Below are 18,132 nucleotides of genomic sequence, written 5' to 3'. Positions count from 1 at the left end.
AAACAACATGTAATCTTCTTTATTCCCTCTCCCTCTGGGAGAGGGACCTTCCGTCCAGTTACTTCTTCACATCCACCTGATAAAAGATATGCTTCCCGAACGGATCAATTTCATACCCGGTCACCTCTTTACGCACCGGCTCGAAAATCGTGGAGTGGGCAATCATCACCGCAGGCATCTGGTCGTGCATCATTTGCTGCGCTTCTTTGTAGAGCTCAACTCGCTTATCGTGGTTCCCCTCGGCACGGGCTTCGAGAATCAGTTTATCAAACGGCTGATAGCACCATTTGGATGAGTTAGACCCACCGTTGGCCGACGTGCAGGAAAACAGCGGCCCGAAGAAGTTGTCCGGGTCGCCGGTGGCCGTCGTCCAGCCCATCAGCGCCGCCTGGTGCTCACCGCCCTTCACTCGCTTGAGGTATTCGCCCCATTCGTAGGTGACAATTTTCGCCGTCACGCCAACTTTCGCCCAGTCGGCCTGAATCATCTCTGCCATACGTTTAGCGTTCGGGTTATACGGACGCTGAACCGGCATTGCCCACAGGTCAATGCTCATGCCGTTGGCAAACCCGGCTTCTTTGAGCAGCGCCTTTGCTTTTTCAGGATCGTAATCGTAATCCTTGAGCTTATCGTCCGCGCTCCACACGCCCGGCGGCAGTAGGTTTTTTGCCTCGATGCCCGTGCCGTGGAACACCGCTTCGATAATGGCCGGTTTGTTAATCGCCATTGCCAGCGCCTGGCGCACTTTCACGTTATCGAGCGGCGGTTTCTGGGTGTTAAATGCCAGAAAACCAGTATTCAGACCCGCTTTTTGCATCAGCGTGATGTCTTTGTTTTCCTTCATGCGCGGCAAATCCGCCGGGTTCGGGAACGGCATAACCTGGCATTCATTTTTCTCAAGTTTGGCGTAGCGGATCGACGCATCCGGCGTGATCGAGAACACTAAACGGTCGATTTTTGATTTGCCCTGCCAGTAATCAGGGAAAGCGGTATAGAGAATGCGGGAATCTTTCTGGTACTGCTTCAGCTCAAACGGCCCGGTGCCGATGGGGTCGGAATCGACGCGTTCCGGCGTGCCGGCCTTCATCATGACATCGGCGTATTCGGCAGAGAGAATCGAGGCAAAATACCAGCCTAAATCCGCGACAAACGGCGCTTCCGGGTGCGCCAGCGTGAAGCGCACGGTGTTGTCATCCACTTTATCAATCGCTGTGATCAGCTTGCCAAACTCCAGGCTTTCAAAGTTGGAGTAATTGCCGTTGGAAACGTTGTGGTACGGATGCTTAGGATCTTTCTGGCGCATAAACGAGAAAATGACATCGTCCGCGTTGAAGTCTCTGGTGGGCTTAAAGTATTTGTTGCTCTGAAACTTAACGCCTTTACGCAGATGGAAGGTATAGACTTTGCCGTCTTCGCTGACGTCCCAGCTCTCCGCCAGGCTGGGCTGCAGTTCCGTGGTGCCGACTTTAAAATCCACCAACCGGTTATAAACCGGCACCGCGCTGGCATCCACGCTGGTGCCCGAGGTGTAAAGCTGCGGGTTGAAGTTTTCCGGTGAGCCTTCGGAGCAATAAACCAGCGTGCTGGCCGCCACGCTGGTACTGATGGAGAGCGCCGCTACGGCAAGTGCAAGCGTTGTAATCTTTGTTTTCATCGCTGTCTTCCTGTGGTGTTTGTCCTGACCCTGAATGAATAAAGCTTGTGCAAAGCGCCTTAATAAATAACATTAAATTTACATTGCCAACAAACAACATCTAACAATAAGGAAACACTATGTCTTCGTCGCTCAGCGAGCAGCTCACCCGGCGCTTCTTTCGTTATCTGGCGGTGACCAGCCAAAGCGATCCGCGCGTCAGCAGCCTGCCCAGTACCCCAGGACAACACGAAATGGCCCGCCTGCTCGCGGAAGAACTGCGCACTCTGGGCCTTGAAAATATTGTGATTGATGAGCACGCCACGGTAACCGCCGTGAAGAAAGGCAACGTCGCTGGCGCACCGCGTGTGGGGTTTATTACGCACATTGATACCGTTGACGTTGGCCTTTCCCCGGACATTTATCCGCAGATCCTGCGCTTCACCGGCGAAGATTTATGCCTGAACGCCAAAGAGAACATCTGGCTGCGCACGGCGGAGCACCCGGAAATCAACGCCTATCCTGGCGAAGAGATTATCTTCAGCGACGGCACCAGCGTGCTGGGCGCGGACAACAAAGCCGCCGTCACGGTGGTGATGACGCTGCTGGAAAACCTGACGCCAGAGCACCAGCACGGTGACATCGTGGTGGCCTTCGTCCCGGATGAAGAAATTGGCCTGTGTGGCGCCAAAGCGCTGGATTTGGCACGTTTTGACGTGGACTTCGCGTGGACCATTGACTGCTGCGAGCTGGGCGAAGTGGTGTATGAAAACTTCAACGCCGCCCACGCGGAGCTGAAATTCGCCGGCGTGACCAGCCATCCGATGTCCTCCAAAGGCGTGCTGGTTAACCCGCTGCTGATGGCGATGGACTACATTAGCCATTTTGACCGCCAACAAACGCCTGAACACACCGAAGGGCGCGAAGGCTACGTCTGGTTTAACGGGATGCAGGCTTCACAAAGCGAAGCGCTGCTGAAGGCCAATATTCGCGACTTCGATTTGGCCAACTTTGAACGCCGCAAACAGCAAATTGCCGAAGTGGCGCAGAAGATTGCCGCGCAGTACCCGACTGCACGCGTGGAGTTCAGCCTCAGCGATACCTACAGCAACATCAGTAACGCCATTACCGATGACCGCCGGGCCATTGATTTGATTTTTGCCGCTCTGGATGAGCTGGGGATTGAGCCGAAGGTGATCCCCATGCGCGGCGGCACGGATGGCGCGGCGCTGTCGGCTAAAGGTTTGCTGACGCCGAACTTCTTTACCGGCGCGCACAATTTCCATTCTCGCTTTGAGTTTTTACCGCTACGGGCGTTTGAGGCGTCTTACAATGTGGCGCTGAAGCTTTGCCTGCTGGCGGCGAAGTAGTTTGCCCCTCACCCTAATCCTCTCCCCTAAGGGAGGGGGTACCAGAACAGAAATCCCACTTAGCTTCACTCCCGCGATTTGCGGTGAAAGAAACAGCACAATTTTATTGTATAGCTCTGATTTACCGCTCTCCCTTTCAGGGAGAGCGCCGGGGTGAGGGTTAATTTTTACTTCTTACGTGCCAGCATCGTGGCAAAACGCAGCTTGATGCGGTTTCCGTTCTCGTCGGTCTTGTGCAACTGCCCCACATCTTCGTTGTATTTAATCAGTTCCCAACCTTCATAGTAGTTCCGCAGTTCACCCTCTTTAAAGGCAAACGGGAAACCGACCGTGCAGGGAAAATCCTCGGTATCCATGGCCGCCACAATCAGGTTGTAGCCGTCGGGTTTGGTGCAGCGCTGCATATTGGCGATAAGCCCTGGGATCGTGCTGCGCTCGAGGAACATCATCACCACGGTGGAGAGAATAAAATCGTACTCGCCGTCAAAGCTCAGCTGGTTCAGGTCTACCTCGGCGGTGGCAATGTTTTTCAGCCCTTCCGTCTCGATAATCTGATTCAGCCTGGCGATGCTCATCGGATTTTTATCCCAGGCGGTGACGTCGAACCCTTTCTGGTTCAGGTACAGGCTGTTGCGCCCGCCGCCGCAGCCAAGATCCAGCGTTTTACCGGGGGCAACGTACTTCACGGCGTTCAGCACGTCAGAATGTGTGGCAGTTAAGCCGTATTTTTCGCTGTAGTAGCTTTCAGACTTCTCGGTCATGACAGATCCTTATTTTCAGGCCGCGCGGTGCGCAAAATCAATTTCCCCTGCATCAGCAGGATAAAAGTACGTGCCAGCAGCAGGCCGATAATCACATTAGTAAAAATAAACAGCGGCACGGCAATGACGTGAAACAGCCCGTCCCCACTGCCTGCGCTCAGATGGAGCGCCGTGGTTGCCAGTGCAGAAATACCAAATGAGAAACTCCAGAAGGAGGCATTGAACGGCTGCGCCAGGTACCAGGGCATTAAGCGCAGCATGAAGAGCAATTGCAGCAGGCCGTAACCAAACAGCATTTTGGCAAAGAAATCCGTCACGCCGCCGTTCACGGCAAGGTAAGCGCTGCAGGCCACCAGCGCAGGGGCAAGCTGAATGCCCAGCGAGGTGCGTACCGGCGTGGGCAGTTCCCCGGCGCTGCGCATACGGTGCAAAATCGCCGGTTCCAGGCTGAGCCAGGAAAAAACACCGGCCCCAAGGAACAAGATCCCCAGGTCGTGATAACCCAACGCGCCGCAGGCCATCGCGCTGATAAAATTATTGGCGACGGTGGGCAAATACAGCCCCGGCGTCGTGGCATCCTGCGGGTGCGTACCTCGCCATAATCCGGCGGACTGCCAGGCGGCATAACAAAGCTGCACCACGGTGCCAAAGCCAAACATCACTGCAGCGAGCGGGCGCAGATAAGGGGCTACGCCGATGGCCACCAGCATGGTTGTCGCCGGGAACAGACTCACGAAGCTGCTCATTAAAGGGTGATAAATCTCTGCAATCACGCTGTGCGGGTAGCGCACCAGCCGCGTCAGGAATGCTAACGCCAGCAGCAGCCAGATACCGGCGGCAAGCGCCACAAGAGTCTCACCAACAACCGACGGCACCGGCCAAATCGTGGCGGCATAGCGCCAGGCAAACCCCATGCCGATGGTGCCCAGCACCATGCCAAAGTAGCCTGCGGGGAGATTGATAAAGCTACCGGGGATTGGTTTATTCATTTTGTTTATTTTTTAAAATGTATTTTAAATGCATTTTATGCGATTACGCCGCCAAACGCTACGCCGGTGAATTACCTGCTACGTTTATCAGCAGTGCACAGCGAGAAATCACCATGAAAAAATACCGGATCACCGATGTTTCGCGGCTTCATGATTATCAGCATGATGGCGAACAGCGGCAAGTTCGACTCTGGCAAATTGAGGCGCTTTGCGCTTTTGGCAACGTCGTGGCCGGGCAAGGCGGCGGCTGGATTGAGGAAGAAGCGAACCTGAGCCACGAGGGAACCTGCTGGCTTGAGCCTGACGCCCTGATCTGGAACGGTGCGACGGTTGAAGATGACGCAAAAATCCTCGGCGAGTCTGAAATTTGCCATCACGCAAAAGTGGGCGGCAAGGTGCTGGTCGAGGATTCCCGCATCAGCGGCGAATGCTTTATCTCGGGCTCGGCCCGCGTGTTGCAGCAGAGCCAGGTGATTGCCGTGCTGGGGCTGACCGAAGATACAGAAATGCGGCTGCAAATCTACGGGAACGCCACGGTTCTGGCCTCACGCATCGTCCATCAGGCACAAATCTACGGCCACGCGCGCGTGAACAACGCCTTTGTCGAACACCGCTCAGCCATTTTTGATAACGCCGTTATTGAAGGCAATGCAGAGAACAATGTCTGGGTTTGTGATTGCGCGCAGGTGTCCGGTAACGCACGTATTATTGCCGGCAGCGGCGACAGCCAGATCCCGACCATCCGCTACTCATCTAAAGTCTATGGCAACGCCCTTATTGAAGGAGATTGCGTGCTCAGGCACCGCGTCCAGGTTTACGGTAATGCGGCGCTTATCGGCGGCCCGGTTCTGCTGGACAACAATGTACAGGTGTATGGCGAGGCGAAAGTGATGGGTAACGTGCTCATCGAAAACAACGTGCAGATTTATGATGAGGCGGCGGTGGAAGGCTTTGGCGGCGAACTGATTCATCTTCGCGGCATGAAGGATATTAACGGCGCACAGCGAATTACCCGCACGCCGTTTCATGGCATTTTTTAATCAGCAATGCGCCCGTAAATATTCTGATCGTGGAACTCGTCGTTCAGAAACTCGGCTTGCCTCAGGCAACCTTCAAGGGCAAAGCCGTTGCGTTGGGCCACCCGGTTGCTGGCCTGGTTAGTGACGATGCATTTGATGACAAACCGGCGCACTGTCCCTTCCCCCGCGTACTTGCAGATCGCGGCCTCAATCACGGCGGAAATGATCCCCTTGCCCTGCCGATCCTCGCTTAGCCAGTAGCCGATGTAGGCCGTTTTGTCGGTCGGGACTATCTGATTAAAGGAAAAGACGCCCGCCAGCTCGCCGCGATAGAGGATCATAAACATCTTCGCGTAGCCTTTATGGTGGAGAACATAGTTCCCCTGCAGCGTTTTGCGGGTGTCGCCCTCGGAAACAACATACTGCGGCCAGTTCATCGCCTTTTGCAGCCAGCTTTTATTGCGCTGCACCAGGGCAAAAACGTCCTTCACGAACCGCTCGTTCACCGAATGCAGTTCGATATCATCATTAACCGCAATCACTTCATCCTGCCAGGCCTGCTGTTGTTCCACTCGTGACTCCTGCTTTTGTTAGAAGGTGACAGTTATCTTATGTCACTTTTTTGTGGCAACGCACGAGATTTAAAACACCGCCAAAAGTGAACATATAGAAATTCATTATGAAAGAGTATTTATGCAATAAGAGGACGAGATGGTGAAACGGGCATAAAAAAGCCCCGCGGCTTTTACGCGGCGGGGCTGGATGATTAACGCATTTCGCGGTCGTCAACGTATTTACGTTTGTCCGGCGGTGGTGGGAAATACTGGTACAGCCAGGTTTCACTGATCGCTTTGCCCTGGCAACGCAGGAACATGCGCATCTCGACCGGGTCGGTGGCGTCGTTGGTCGGATACCAGTCAAACAGAATGCGGTAACCGTCAAACGGTTCGACGTAGAGGATCTCAATCTGCTTCGCTTCGCCGTTGGAGAGCGTAATCACCGGCTCAATCCCCTTCGGCGCGGCGGCTTTCAAATCGCCCCCGATAAAGTCGATAGCAAAGCGGCGGGACCATTTTTCCGGGAAGTGTTCACCCGGCGCCCAGCCTTCCGGGAAGCTGCCCATCCCGGTGCGGGTGGCGTAAACGCGGGCCAGATCCGTCGTCACCGGCGGCAAACCGCTCCAGTAGAGGCGATATTTGAACTCGAATTCGTCCCCGGCTTTGACCGGTTTTTCCGGCTGCCAGAAGCAGACAATATTGTCGAGCGTTTCGCCGGTGGTCGGGATTTCCATCAGGCCAACGGTGCCTTTGCCCCACTTGTTACGCGGCTCTACCCACAGGCTTGGACGCTTGTTGTACCAGCCCATGATGTCCTGGTAGCTGGCAAAGTCGTGATCCAGCTGCAGCAGGCCAAAGCCTTTCGGGTTCTCGTCCATAAAGGCGTTGAACTGAAGTTTTTGCGGGTTATTCAGCGGGCGGCAAATCCACTCGCCGTTACCGCGCCACATGGCCAGGCGGTCGGAGTCATGAATTTGCGGGTGAATGGTGTCGCAGGTCCGGCGTTCGTTGGTGCCGCAGGCAAACATGCTGGTCATCGGCGCGATACCCAGCTGTTTGACGTCTTTCCGGGCATAAAGGTGATTGTCCACCTCCATCACCACGCGCTCGGCTTCACAGCTGATAATAAATTTGTACGCGCCGGTCACGCTTGGGCTGTCGAGTAAGGCATAGACCACAAAAGTCGTGTCGGTGGCTTTCGGCGTTTCAAACCAGAACGAGGTGAAGTCCGGGAACTCTTCCGGCGTGTCGGTGAAGGTGTCCACCGCGAGGCCACGGGCGGACAGCCCATACTGGTACGTGCTGTCTACGGCACGGAAATAGCTCGCGCCGAGGAAGGAGACGACGTCACGGCGCGCCAGCTCCGGTGCCTTGAAGACTTTCAGGCCGGCAAAGCCGAGATCCGTCTGGCCTTCGAGCTGCCTGGTGTCTACGCCAGCATTGTTGTAGTTAAACAATTCCGGGCGGAAGTGGATTTCGCGCGCCTGATGGGTGGCGGAATCCAGCGAGAACATTCTGACGCGGCGGCGGAACCCCATGCCGACGTGGAAGAACTGCACGTCAAGCTGGCGGTTTTCGATGTTGTTCCACAGCGAATGATCGGCGTCGTACTGAATGGCGTTATAAGCCTGAGGCGTCAGGTTAGCCAGGGTGTTGGGCAGCGCGCGCGGTGCCCCGCCCCATGGTTTTTTCGACAGGTCGTGCGCCATGCCCTGAAGCACCGCAAAATCGAAGGCGGTGGAGTGCCCGTCAGCGATGCCTGATTCGGCAGCAAAGGCGCTTCGGGAGAATAGCGTGGCAAGGGTTGGCGTGCCGCAGGCAGCGGCGAGAGCCATAGAGGCCTGGATAAAACGTCTGCGATTCATGCCTGAGAAATCGTCCTTATGTGTCGATGTGTTTTGTTCCTCCCGACGGGAAGAACAGCGGCAAGAGACTGCTACCTGTACGACCGCACACTCTAGACAAAATTCACAGTGAATCCAATGGGCGGAGAAGGCGTTTGGGGGAGGAACGAAAGTTTTTTTTCAGGAAACCAGATATCACCGAAAAATTCGCCATTGCCTGGCGAAAAAAACGCTAAAGGCCCGTCAGCCTGTGTGCCGACGAGCCCTGGTCAACGTTACTTCACGCTGACGTCGATGCCGGGGAAGAACTTCTGCGCGAGCTTAGTCACGGTGCCGTCGGCTTTCACCTTATCGATGGCCGCATCCAGCTCTTTTTTCGTGACAGCGTCACCTTTACGCAGACCAAAACCAATCCCGCTGCCGAGAATGGTGTCGTCGCTCACCGGCTTGCCGATAAAGCCAAAGCCCTTGCCCTGCGGCGTGCTGAGGAAGCCCGCCTGACCTGCCGCGGACATCACCAGAGAGGCATCAATACGGCCGTTCAGCAAGTCAGCCCAGGCCATGTTCTGGTCTTTGTAAGACACAACGTTCACGCCCTGCTTTTCCCAGTGCTCTTTGGCATAGGTTTCCTGAATGGAGCCCTGGAGCACGCCGATGGTTTTGCCTTTCAGCCCTTCCGCCGTGGCTTCAAGGCCGCTGCCTTCTTTGCCCACCAGCTGAGACGGAATACGGTAGATTGGCTGGGTAAAGTCGATGCTTTTACGACGCTGCTCGGTGATGTTCATTGCCGAGTTGATGGCGTCAAACTTCTTCGCCACCAGCCCCGGGATCAGCGAATCAAACGACGTTTCAACCCAGGTACATTTCAGGCTGGCCGCCTGGCAAATGGCTTTCCCCAGCTCGACGTCAAACCCTTCCAGCTCGCCCGCGCTGTTGCGGCTTTCAAACGGGGGATACTCCGCTTCGAGGCCATAGCGCAGCTCGCCGGCGGCCAGCGCAGAAAACGAAGAACACAGCCCGAGCAGCAAACTTAACGCATACATTTTTTTCATCATGACCCCTTATCAGCGTGGCTTAACCCGGCACAGCGCTTCAGCGCCCGCCCGAAGTGTGGCTTCATCTTTGGCAAATGAGAGCCGGATAATTTTATTGTCAGTACCGTCGGTATAAAACGCGGAGAGCGGAATGGTCGCCACGCCGTAATCAGTGATTAACCGCTTCACCATCTCGCTGTCGGACTCATCGCTGAAGTGCCCGAAGCGGGCCAGCAGGAAGAATGACCCACCGCTCGGCAGCAGTTCAAACGGCGAATCAGCCAGCAAAGACTGCATTAAATCACGCTTGCGCTGATAAAACGCCGCCAGTGAAAGATAAGTTTGCGGATCGCTCATATAGTCGGCGAACGCATACTGCATCGGCGTGTCGGCGGAGAACATCAGGAACTGATGCACCTTGCAGATCTCATCCATCAGCGCCGCCGGGGCCAGGCAATACCCGACCCGCCAGCCCGTGACGTGGAAGGTTTTACCGAACGACGACACAATCACGCTGCGCTCGGCAAGCTGCGGGTGCGTCGCCATGCCGTGGTGCTTTTTGCCGTCAAAGACGATGTGTTCATACACTTCATCGGACAGGATCACAATGTCGGTGTCGCGAGTTACCGCCGCCAGCATTTCCAGATCATGGGCGCTAAATACCTGCCCGCTTGGGTTATGCGGCGTGTTCACGATGATCATCCGCGTGCGTGGCGTAATCGCCGCCCGCACTTCGTCCCAGTCAACGGTAAAATCAGGCAGGCTCAGCTTGAGCGCCACCGGTTTGGCGCCCTGCAGGCGGACAATCGGCGCGTAGCTGTCGAAAGAAGGCTCAAAGTAGATAACTTCATCGCCGGGATGTACCAGACCGCCGATCGCAGAATAAAGCCCTTCGCTGGCGCTGGCGGTGACCAGCACCTCCTCTGCGGGGTCATACACGGCCCCGTAAAGGCTCGCCACTTTGTCGGCAATCAGCTGTTTCAGGGACGCCAGACCGGTCATCGGGGCGTACTGGTTATGCCCTTCCTGCATGGCTTTGGTGACGCCAGCGACCAGTTTCGGGTCGCAGGGGAAGTTGGGTGCCCCCTGAGAAAGATTTATCGCCTTGTGCTGCGCGGAAAGCTGGCCGATCACCGTAAAAATCGTGGTTCCGACGTCCGGCAATTTTGAACGTTGTTGTACCGGGGTTTGTATGGCCATAGCGGCTCCTGAACGTGATGCGATTTGCATAACTATTCAATATCGCCGCCATTGCCACGACAATCGAATTGTTGTCATAATAGCCATGCAAAAAATGCATAGCTCAGCGGAGAGCATCATGACCCGGCGTAATTTTCCCCTAAATACTCTCGATGCTTTTCTGGTCACGGCCAGGCACCTGAACCTCACCCGGGCGGCAAAAGAGCTTTGCCTGACCCAGGGCGCCGTCAGCCGTAAAATTGCGGCGCTGGAGCAGTGGCTGGGGTTCGCGCTTTTTGAGCGCCATGCACGCGGATTACGCCTCACGCCACAGGGCAGCGCCCTGCTGCCCGATCTCCAGAACGCCTTCAACACGCTGCTGGACGTGGCCGACCGGGCCAGCCATAAGCCTGAGATTATTCGTCTTAAGGCCCCCACCTGCGCCATGCGCTGGCTGGTGCCGAAGCTGATTCAGCTTGAGCAGCGTATGCCGGAGATCCTGGTTGCGTTAACCACGACCGTGGAGCACGGCGTCAATTTCAAAAACGAACCGTTTGATGCCGCCATTGTGTTTGGTCAACAGGCCAAAAGCGGCGCGCTGCTGTTTGAAGAGCGTCTGACGCCGGTTATCAGTCAGGCGTTGCTTCCGCCGGAGACGAGCAACTGGGAGCGGCTGACCTTTTTGCACCCGACTCGCGATCGTACCGACTGGTCATTATGGCTTGGAAAGAACCCTTCACCGCCTTGGCTGGCGATGCAGAAAAATCAGCATTTCGACACCATGGATCTGGCGATCAGCGCCGCTATTCAGGGGTTTGGGATAGCCATCGCAGACGAAACGCTGGTGGCCGAAGATCTTCGTACCGGGCGGTTAGTGCGGCCTTTTACCGGGAGCGTAAAAACCGGGGCCAGTTACAGGCTGGCGGTGAAGCCCGGCAGCGAAGGCGCCGCCGGGCTGGAGGCCTTTTGCAATGCGTTGCTCAGTCCAGGCTGACGTGGTGTTTCATCACTCGCTTAAATAACTGCATTCTCAGCCGCATAAAGCGATTTTCGACCTTAAACTGCGCCCGCAGATGAACGCCCAGCCGCAGCGTGCGGTCCCGCCCTTTGGTGCTGGCAGGCCAGCTTAACGGCCCTGGTAACGCTTTGCTGTGCGCTCTGGCGCTGCGGGCGAAGCTGACCCAATAATCGCCAATCTGAGCGGCAAACTGCAGGTCGCGTTCAGTCACGTATTCACTGGCAGGCGGGGAAAGCTGCAGCGTGTTAAAGACATAAGCCACTTCGTTGCCGTGCCAGGTGCCGTTGGCGTAGGTTTCACGCTCGGCCTCCGCCACGTAGTCAAAATAATACCGCCAGCAGGGCTGGCCTGCGCGCTGTTGCGCCTGCATCACCACAAACCCCAGCGTGGTAAAGGCCATGTCCCGGCACACCTGACGGCCCAGCTCAGCGTCACCCTTAACGCCGGGATACAGCAATTTGATAAGCCCCAGACCGAGACGCTTTTCCCGGCGCAGAAGCGCAACCTGCCCGGCGGGATCTATCCCGAAGTAGCTCAGCACGCTCGCCTCATCGCTGTTGCTGCCCACCATCAGCGGCATCCGGTGCTGTCGTGCGGCAAAAAACGTGTCCAGCATGGGTTCAGGCAAAACAATATCGCCGCTGATGGGCGTCGGCCCGATGTTTAGCGGGGCTTCCAGCGCCCATAATTCACTGGCGGGAAGGGAACGCAGCGCTTCAGCGTTCGCATTCTTCAGCCCAAAATGTTCTGCCACCGCCACGCCGCGCTTCAACGCTTTACGGCGATCGACATCCGGCAGCGTGTAGGCGCTTTGTATAATCCCCTTGTGGAACAGGCCGCTGGCTAAAGGCGATGCCAGCAGAGAAAGCACGCTGCGGGCGCCTGCTGACTCGCCAAACAGCGTGACGTTGCTGGCGTCTCCGCCAAAAGCAGCGATGTTGGCCTGCACCCACTTCAGCGCGGCAATCTGATCGAGCAAGGCAAAGTTGTGGATCGGCCCAGCCGGATTTTCTTCATCCAATGCGGGATGAGCAAAAAAGCCCAGATGCCCAAGCCGGTAGTTCACCGTCACTAACACCACGCCCCGCGAGGCCAGCGCGGCGCCATCATACGGAGGTAAAGAACCGGCTCCAATAGTGTAGCCGCCCCCGTGCAGCCAGACCATCACCGGCAAGGGTTTGCCCGTCCGCCGGGCGGGAGTCCAGATATTGAGGTAAAGGCAGTCTTCTGAAAACTGGCCCGGATCGCCGCCGCCGACGGCTTTGCAGTATTCCAGGCTTTGCCAACAGGCCGGAGCGAAGGTATCGGCGATGCGAATACCTTGCCAGTTTTCTGGCGGCTGAGGCGCTCGCCAGCGCAGGTTTCCAGTGGGAGGCATGGCAAAGGGAATACCGCGATACACCGCAATATCCCCCTGAAGGACGCCGCTCAGTTGACCCTGAGCAACGTTAACAACGTGTTCCATCTGCTGTTCCTTGTAGCTGACATCCCAGCAGGGTAACGCGTTTACAGTAAACCGCAACGGCGTTTGCTGCGATCCTCCGCCTGTTGATAAAGGCTGAATTCATCGGCCACCGCCGCACCCAGCGCCATTTCGAACTCGCTGCGGCTGGAGTGCCCGTGCTGCCGCTGGCCACCGTCGCTGCCTAAATTTGACTGGAAGATGCCCGCGGCGCTAACCGGCAGGAAATCTTCATAGATGATAGGCTGGGCGATGAGCCAGCCGCGCTCAATCAACAACTGCGGATCGTCGCCTGGTTTGATGGACTGGCGATGCATGTCGCCCACCGGCGTCAGGCGGTAGCGAAAATAGGCCAGCCCCTGGCGACGAAGCAGCGCATCGCTGTCCGGGAAGCGGCTGAACACCTCCTGCAAATGCTGCTGATGGCTTAGGTTGTCCGTGCCGTTTCCCGCTTCGAGCAATAATTCATCATACAGCGCGCGGCCTTTAGGCGTCAGCGCCACGCCGCGCTGCTCAATCTCACCAAATCGGGCGGTGTGCGTGCCGTGGTGCTCACCGGCAAACAAAATAGGCTCTTCCAGCGCTTTAAAACTGGTCTGACGCAGCAAAATGGGGCGTTCACGGCGAGGTGGGCCTTCAATAATGGCTTTGGGCGAGATGCCCCGCTCCGGCATCATCGCCTGAACGCGGTCGATATCCAGCGTGCGCGGCGTGAGATGGTTAATGTGGCAGCCACGGAAGCAAACCACATCGGCGATCAGGCGATGTTCGTCGTGCAGGGCGCGGTAAGTGTCGGCGTCAACCGTGGCATGCTGATGCCAGCGGAAGGTTTCCAGAGCTTCGGCCACAAAGGTGTTCGCCTCTGCCTCGCTGAATCCGCCCTGCCTGTCGTGGAGATCGAGCATTTCGCGGCAGCGGGGAGTGAAAATGTCGCGTTTATCGAGGATTGCGGCAGCGCGAGCCCTTAGCGTCGGGTTGTCGATAAGCTCCAGACGCAATAAAGAGGTAAACACGCGGAAGGGATTTCGTGCCAGCGCCTGGTCGTCAATCGGGCGGAAAGCGGTGGAATGTACCGGTACCCCGGCCTGGGAAAGATCGTAGTAACCCACCGGATGCATGTCCATCACCGCGAAAATTCGCTTCAGCACCGCCAGCTCTTCGGCCTTACCTACGCGAATCGCGCCGTGGCGTTCTACGTTTAACCTTGCCAGCTCGTCAGCATTTTCGAGCTGCTGGTGCAGCTCAGGATCGTGTTCCAGCACGGCCAGGTTTACATCCGCCACCAGTTCTAACAGCGTGCCGTACTGCGGAACTTCTTGCTGGTACATCGCCGACATAGCTTGCGAAAATTTGTCCCGAATCTCATCGGCCGTGAGGGTGTTCGCCATGATGTCATGCCTCCAGTGGATAGTGCTGAAAGCGTAGAACCTGGTGGATCACTTATCAGGAAGAATTTCCATTTTGTGATCTGCTTTGCAGCACCTAAAAAGTAATTTTTTCAGCACATTACATAACGCAGCGTTATGCAGAATGCCTGCCATAACGAGTATAAATTAACAAAAAATTAACTAAAACAGGCCGCGTTAAAATCTGCAGATCGGCATCACTTTTCAGCAAAATAGCGCCCTTTTGTCGAAAAAATCTTCTCTGATTTAAAGTGGTTATGTGCCTGGTCATAACAAAATGTTAATAATATTTTGCAATGAAGTTATCAAAATTCAACACCGAGGCTTGTCAGCGAAGCCGGACTGTTTTTAACATTGCTCATGGAAAAAAATGGTCTCTTCAGTCAGCGCATTCGCTTGCGCCATTTACATACTTTCGTGGCCGTCGCTCAGCAGGGAACACTGGGTCGCGCGGCTGAAACTCTTAACCTGAGCCAGCCGGCGCTCTCCAAAACCCTCAATGAGCTGGAGCAGCTTACCGGCACACGTCTGTTCGAACGCGGGCGGTTAGGCGCTCAGCTAACGCTCACCGGCGAGCAGTTTTTAACCCATGCGGTAAAAGTGCTTGATGCCCTGAATCATGCCGGGCAGTCGTTTGTACGTCGGGAAGACCGGCCTTCTGATGTGATACGGATTGGCGCGCTGCCTACCGCCGCGCTGGGTATTTTACCGGCGGTGATCGGCGAGTTTCATAGGCAGCAGAGCGACGTCACCCTGCAGGTTGGCACCATGAATAACACCATGCTGCTGGCGGGATTGAAGTCCGGGGAACTGGATTTAGGCATCGGGCGCATGTCCGATCCTGAGCTAATGACGGGCCTGAACTATGAACTGCTGTTCCTTGAGTCTCTCAAGCTGGTTGTTCGCCCTAACCACCCGCTGCTGCATGAAAATATTACCCTTAGCCGGGTGATGGAATGGCCCGCGGTGGTCTCCCCTCAGGGCACGGTGCCACGCGATAACGCGGAATCTCTGCTCGCGTCACAGGGCTGCAAGCTGCCTTCAACCTGCATCGAAACGCTGTCGGCTTCGCTCTCCCGTCAGCTGACCGTCGACTACAACTATGTCTGGTTTGTGCCTTCTGGCGCGGTGAAGGACGATTTGCGCCAGGGCACGCTGACCGCGCTTCCTGTCCCGATTCCGGGCGTCGGGGAACCTATCGGGATCCTTACGCGGGTTGACACTCAGCTCTCAACGGCTGCGCAAATTCTGCTGTCGTCGATTCGTAAATCAATGCCGTCCTGAGGGAGCTCGCCGCCATCCCGCCGCTCAACGGCTTCGTTTGGCGTGTTTCTCCCAGGTTTCCAGTTTGGCCTGCTCTGATTTTTTTAAAGCAACATAGCAGGCCCCGCTTCCGCCGTGGTGCGGCATCGCCACGCAAAAAGCCTGCACTTCGTCAAACTCGGCCAGCCAGCGCCCAAGGAAGCTACGCACCACGTTGGCATGGGATTTATCTTCTCGTCCTTTGCCGTGCACGATGAGCACATTACGCAGGCCATCCTGCTTAGCCTGCATAATGTAGGCAAACAACATCTGCCGGCAGCGCTCCACGGGCTGGCGGAGCAGATTAAGACTTGCCTGCTGGCCGTATTTTCCGAGCCGGAGCTTGTCCAGGACGCCGCTCTGCAGACCCTCTCGCTTGTACTCCAGCGGCGTGTCGAGGGGAATGATGTCCAAAAAGTCGGTGGTGAGAAAGTTGTCCAGTTGGATGGGGTCTGGCTTCACGCCAATGTGCTCTTTCTGAGGTTTGATCCACTGGCTGTCCGCACAGTTTTTCAGCGGTTTGACATCCTCCATGGCGTCAAGAAACAGCGATTTGTCGTCAAGGTTCACGGTCAATCCTCCTGAGTTAGCTGCCGCTACTATAACCCCGCCCTGCCTGAGGCTCAACGGGACAGCCGTGGGAGATATTTCAGAATAGTTGGCAAATTATTTATGTCACCGGATCTTTAAAATGAAAATATAAAGTTTGCATTTACGTTAAAAAAAGGTAAATCAAATAACCGTAAAAGAAATTATTATTCCCTTCACCGGGGAAATAATCACCGCCGCAATCAGACGGTCAGTCGCTAACTATTTCGGGCGATAAGTCAGGGAAGTTATCAAACTTTTTTCTCTACTTCCGGCCATTATTTTCCGTCTTCGCCTGGAAATTTAGATGCGGTGATAATCCTTTTGAGGTCTGGCTGACGCGGTTGGGGGCATGTTATCTTTTCAGCCTCAAAATGGGCCGCGCATTCGTTCAGGCCTGACAAAAAACGGAGTAATACCGTGCTGACAATACTGGAAGATAAGATTGACACCCCGCTTGGGCCGCTGTGGATCTTGTGCGACGAACAATTCAGGCTTCGGGCCGTGGAATGGGAAGAACACAGCGACCGCATGGAGCAGCTGTTGAATATTCACTATGGGAAACAAGGATTTCAACGCGTTAGCAGCCGTAACCCTGGGGGCCTTAGTGACAAGCTGCGTGACTATTTTGCTGGCGATCTGGCGGTGATCGATACTCTGCCCACGGCGACGGGTGGCACGGATTTCCAGCGTCAGGTTTGGCAGGCTTTGCGCGATATCCCCTGTGGACGAGTGATGCATTATGGCGAACTGGCAGAACAGCTAGGCCGCGCCGGGGCCGCTCGCGCTGTCGGCGCCGCGAACGGCTCAAACCCGGTGAGCATTGTGGTGCCGTGCCATCGCGTCATTGGTCGAAACGGCACGATGACCGGGTATGCAGGCGGCGTGGCGCGGAAAGAGTGGCTGCTGCGCCATGAAGGTTATTTATTACTGTGATGGTGCCAAAAGTGCGGCTATTTATTCCAAAAAAGAGTAGCTGCATTTTAATGTTTCAGGGAATTCAACAAGATGAAGACCCTTTTTTAACCCCCTCCCTTTATTATTGTCCGAATAACGTTCTGCCAGACTTACCTGATCGCGAAAAAGATGTTAAAATTGACCAATATCAATTACGGTCCGAGCATATCTATGATCCCTGAAAAGCGTATTATTCGACGAATTCAGTCTGGCGGTTGTGCTATCCATTGCCAGGATTGCAGCATCAGTCAATTATGCATTCCCTTCACGCTTAATGAGCATGAACTCGATCAGCTTGATAATATCATCGAGCGTAAAAAGCCGATTCAAAAGGGTCAAACCCTGTTTAAAGCAGGTGATGAACTGAAATCGCTGTACGCTATTCGCTCTGGCACCATCAAAAGCTACACCATTACCGAGCAAGGCGATGAGCAAATCACCGGTTTCCACCTCGCAGGCGACCTGGTCGGCTTCGACGCCATCGGCACTGGCCATCACCCGAGCTTTGCTCAGGCACTCGAAACGTCGATGGTTTGTGAAATCCCGTTTGAAACGCTCGACGATTTGTCCGGTAAAATGCCGAGCCTGCGCCAGCAGATGATGCGCCTGATGAGCGGCGAAATTAAAGGCGATCAGGACATGATTTTGCTGCTGTCCAAAAAGAATGCCGAAGAGCGCCTGGCGGCCTTTATCTACAATCTTTCTCGCCGCTTTGCGCAGCGCGGTTTCTCACCGCGTGAGTTCCGCCTGACCATGACCCGTGGCGATATCGGTAACTACCTGGGTCTGACGGTAGAAACCATCAGCCGCCTGCTGGGTCGCTTCCAGAAAAACGGTATGCTGGCGGTGAAAGGCAAGTACATCACTATCGAGAATATCGATCTGTTATCCGACCTCGCGGGCCAGTCGCGCAGCGTTGCCTGATAACCCTCCCCTTTGCCGGATCGGCTTTTATCCCTTTTATTGATCCGGCAAGGGCTCTTCACCTGTTTCATTCCTTTCTTATGGGTTAA

16 protein-coding genes are annotated in these 18,132 nt (G+C 55.6%); 6 read left to right on the top strand and 10 right to left on the bottom strand.

Going from position 1 to position 18,132, the window contains the following annotated elements:
* Window positions 1-58: 58 nt before the first annotated feature.
* A complete protein-coding gene (locus tag F3J26_RS12735; protein ID WP_008456354.1) occupies window positions 59-1,654 on the bottom strand; it encodes an ABC transporter substrate-binding protein in 1,596 nt (531 codons plus the stop codon).
* 119 nt (window positions 1,655-1,773) lie between these two features.
* Here F3J26_RS12735 and pepT point away from each other — a divergent pair, with 119 nt between their 5' ends.
* Window positions 1,774-3,003 carry a peptidase T gene (pepT, locus tag F3J26_RS12730; protein WP_166994211.1) on the top strand — a complete coding sequence of 410 codons (1,230 nt, stop codon included), beginning with the start codon at window positions 1,774-1,776 and terminating at the stop codon, window positions 3,001-3,003.
* A gap of 167 nt (window positions 3,004-3,170) precedes the next feature.
* On the opposite strand, the gene tehB is transcribed toward pepT, so the two are convergent.
* Window positions 3,171-3,764: a tellurite resistance methyltransferase TehB gene (gene tehB, locus F3J26_RS12725; RefSeq protein WP_166994209.1), complete on the bottom strand. Its 594-nt coding sequence runs from the start codon at window positions 3,762-3,764 to the stop codon at window positions 3,171-3,173.
* Window positions 3,761-4,753, bottom strand: a complete 993-nt coding sequence (gene tehA / locus F3J26_RS12720; protein ID WP_166994207.1) for a dicarboxylate transporter/tellurite-resistance protein TehA — start codon at window positions 4,751-4,753, stop codon at window positions 3,761-3,763. Before tehA ends, tehB begins: the two co-directional genes overlap by 4 nt.
* Window positions 4,754-4,866: 113 nt before the next feature.
* Here tehA and ydcK point away from each other — a divergent pair, with 113 nt between their 5' ends.
* Complete coding sequence (gene ydcK, locus F3J26_RS12715; protein WP_205246493.1) at window positions 4,867-5,793, top strand: YdcK family protein; 927 nt, start codon at window positions 4,867-4,869, stop codon at window positions 5,791-5,793.
* Here ydcK and rimL read toward each other — a convergent pair.
* From rimL to F3J26_RS12695, 4 genes are all read right to left on the bottom strand, one after another.
* Complete coding sequence (gene rimL / locus F3J26_RS12710) at window positions 5,790-6,344, bottom strand: 50S ribosomal protein L7/L12-serine acetyltransferase (protein ID WP_166994203.1); 555 nt, start codon at window positions 6,342-6,344, stop codon at window positions 5,790-5,792. The two genes, ydcK and rimL, sit on opposite strands and share 4 nt — an antisense overlap.
* 194 nt (window positions 6,345-6,538) lie before the next feature.
* The gene (locus F3J26_RS12705; RefSeq protein WP_166874622.1) at window positions 6,539-8,194 is read right to left on the bottom strand and encodes a glucan biosynthesis protein D; all 1,656 of its coding nucleotides are present in this window, start codon (window positions 8,192-8,194) and stop codon (window positions 6,539-6,541) included.
* A gap of 254 nt (window positions 8,195-8,448) precedes the next feature.
* Window positions 8,449-9,225: a transporter substrate-binding domain-containing protein gene (locus tag F3J26_RS12700; RefSeq protein WP_166994236.1), complete on the bottom strand. Its 777-nt coding sequence runs from the start codon at window positions 9,223-9,225 to the stop codon at window positions 8,449-8,451.
* A 12-nt stretch (window positions 9,226-9,237) separates the two neighbouring features.
* Window positions 9,238-10,407 (bottom strand): methionine aminotransferase, encoded by a 1,170-nt coding sequence (locus F3J26_RS12695; protein ID WP_166994201.1) that lies wholly within the window; start codon window positions 10,405-10,407, stop codon window positions 9,238-9,240.
* Between the two features lie 118 nt (window positions 10,408-10,525).
* On the opposite strand from F3J26_RS12695, the gene F3J26_RS12690 reads away from it, so the two are divergent.
* Window positions 10,526-11,380 carry a LysR family transcriptional regulator gene (locus tag F3J26_RS12690; protein WP_166994199.1) on the top strand — a complete coding sequence of 285 codons (855 nt, stop codon included), beginning with the start codon at window positions 10,526-10,528 and terminating at the stop codon, window positions 11,378-11,380.
* Here the strand turns inward: F3J26_RS12690 and F3J26_RS12685 are convergent.
* Together F3J26_RS12685 and hglS are read right to left on the bottom strand one after the other, a co-directional pair.
* A complete protein-coding gene (locus F3J26_RS12685; RefSeq protein WP_166994196.1) occupies window positions 11,367-12,869 on the bottom strand; it encodes a carboxylesterase family protein in 1,503 nt (500 codons plus the stop codon). The genes F3J26_RS12690 and F3J26_RS12685 overlap by 14 nt on opposite strands.
* Before the next feature lie 41 nt (window positions 12,870-12,910).
* On the bottom strand, window positions 12,911-14,254 hold the full coding sequence (hglS, locus tag F3J26_RS12680) for a 2-oxoadipate dioxygenase/decarboxylase HglS (RefSeq protein WP_166994194.1): 1,344 nt from the start codon (window positions 14,252-14,254) through the stop codon (window positions 12,911-12,913).
* A 378-nt stretch (window positions 14,255-14,632) separates the two neighbouring features.
* On the opposite strand from hglS, the gene F3J26_RS12675 reads away from it, so the two are divergent.
* Window positions 14,633-15,556, top strand: a complete 924-nt coding sequence (locus tag F3J26_RS12675) for a LysR substrate-binding domain-containing protein (RefSeq protein WP_039302512.1) — start codon at window positions 14,633-14,635, stop codon at window positions 15,554-15,556.
* 24 nt (window positions 15,557-15,580) lie between these two features.
* Here F3J26_RS12675 and smrA read toward each other — a convergent pair whose 3' ends face one another.
* Window positions 15,581-16,144, bottom strand: a complete 564-nt coding sequence (smrA, locus tag F3J26_RS12670) for a DNA endonuclease SmrA (protein WP_008456373.1) — start codon at window positions 16,142-16,144, stop codon at window positions 15,581-15,583.
* Window positions 16,145-16,582: 438 nt separating this feature from the next.
* Here smrA and ogt point away from each other — a divergent pair, with 438 nt between their 5' ends.
* Both ogt and fnr read left to right on the top strand, forming a co-directional pair.
* A complete protein-coding gene (gene ogt, locus F3J26_RS12665) occupies window positions 16,583-17,098 on the top strand; it encodes a methylated-DNA--[protein]-cysteine S-methyltransferase (protein ID WP_166994192.1) in 516 nt (171 codons plus the stop codon).
* Between the two features lie 192 nt (window positions 17,099-17,290).
* Window positions 17,291-18,043: a fumarate/nitrate reduction transcriptional regulator Fnr gene (gene fnr / locus F3J26_RS12660; RefSeq protein WP_008456375.1), complete on the top strand. Its 753-nt coding sequence runs from the start codon at window positions 17,291-17,293 to the stop codon at window positions 18,041-18,043.
* The last annotated feature ends 89 nt before the right edge of the window (window positions 18,044-18,132 follow it).

The organism is Enterobacter sp. Ap-867 (genome assembly GCF_011752855.1).
Taxonomy (GTDB): Bacteria; Pseudomonadota; Gammaproteobacteria; order Enterobacterales; family Enterobacteriaceae; genus Cedecea.
This window is presented reverse-complemented; position numbering and strand designations above follow the sequence as displayed.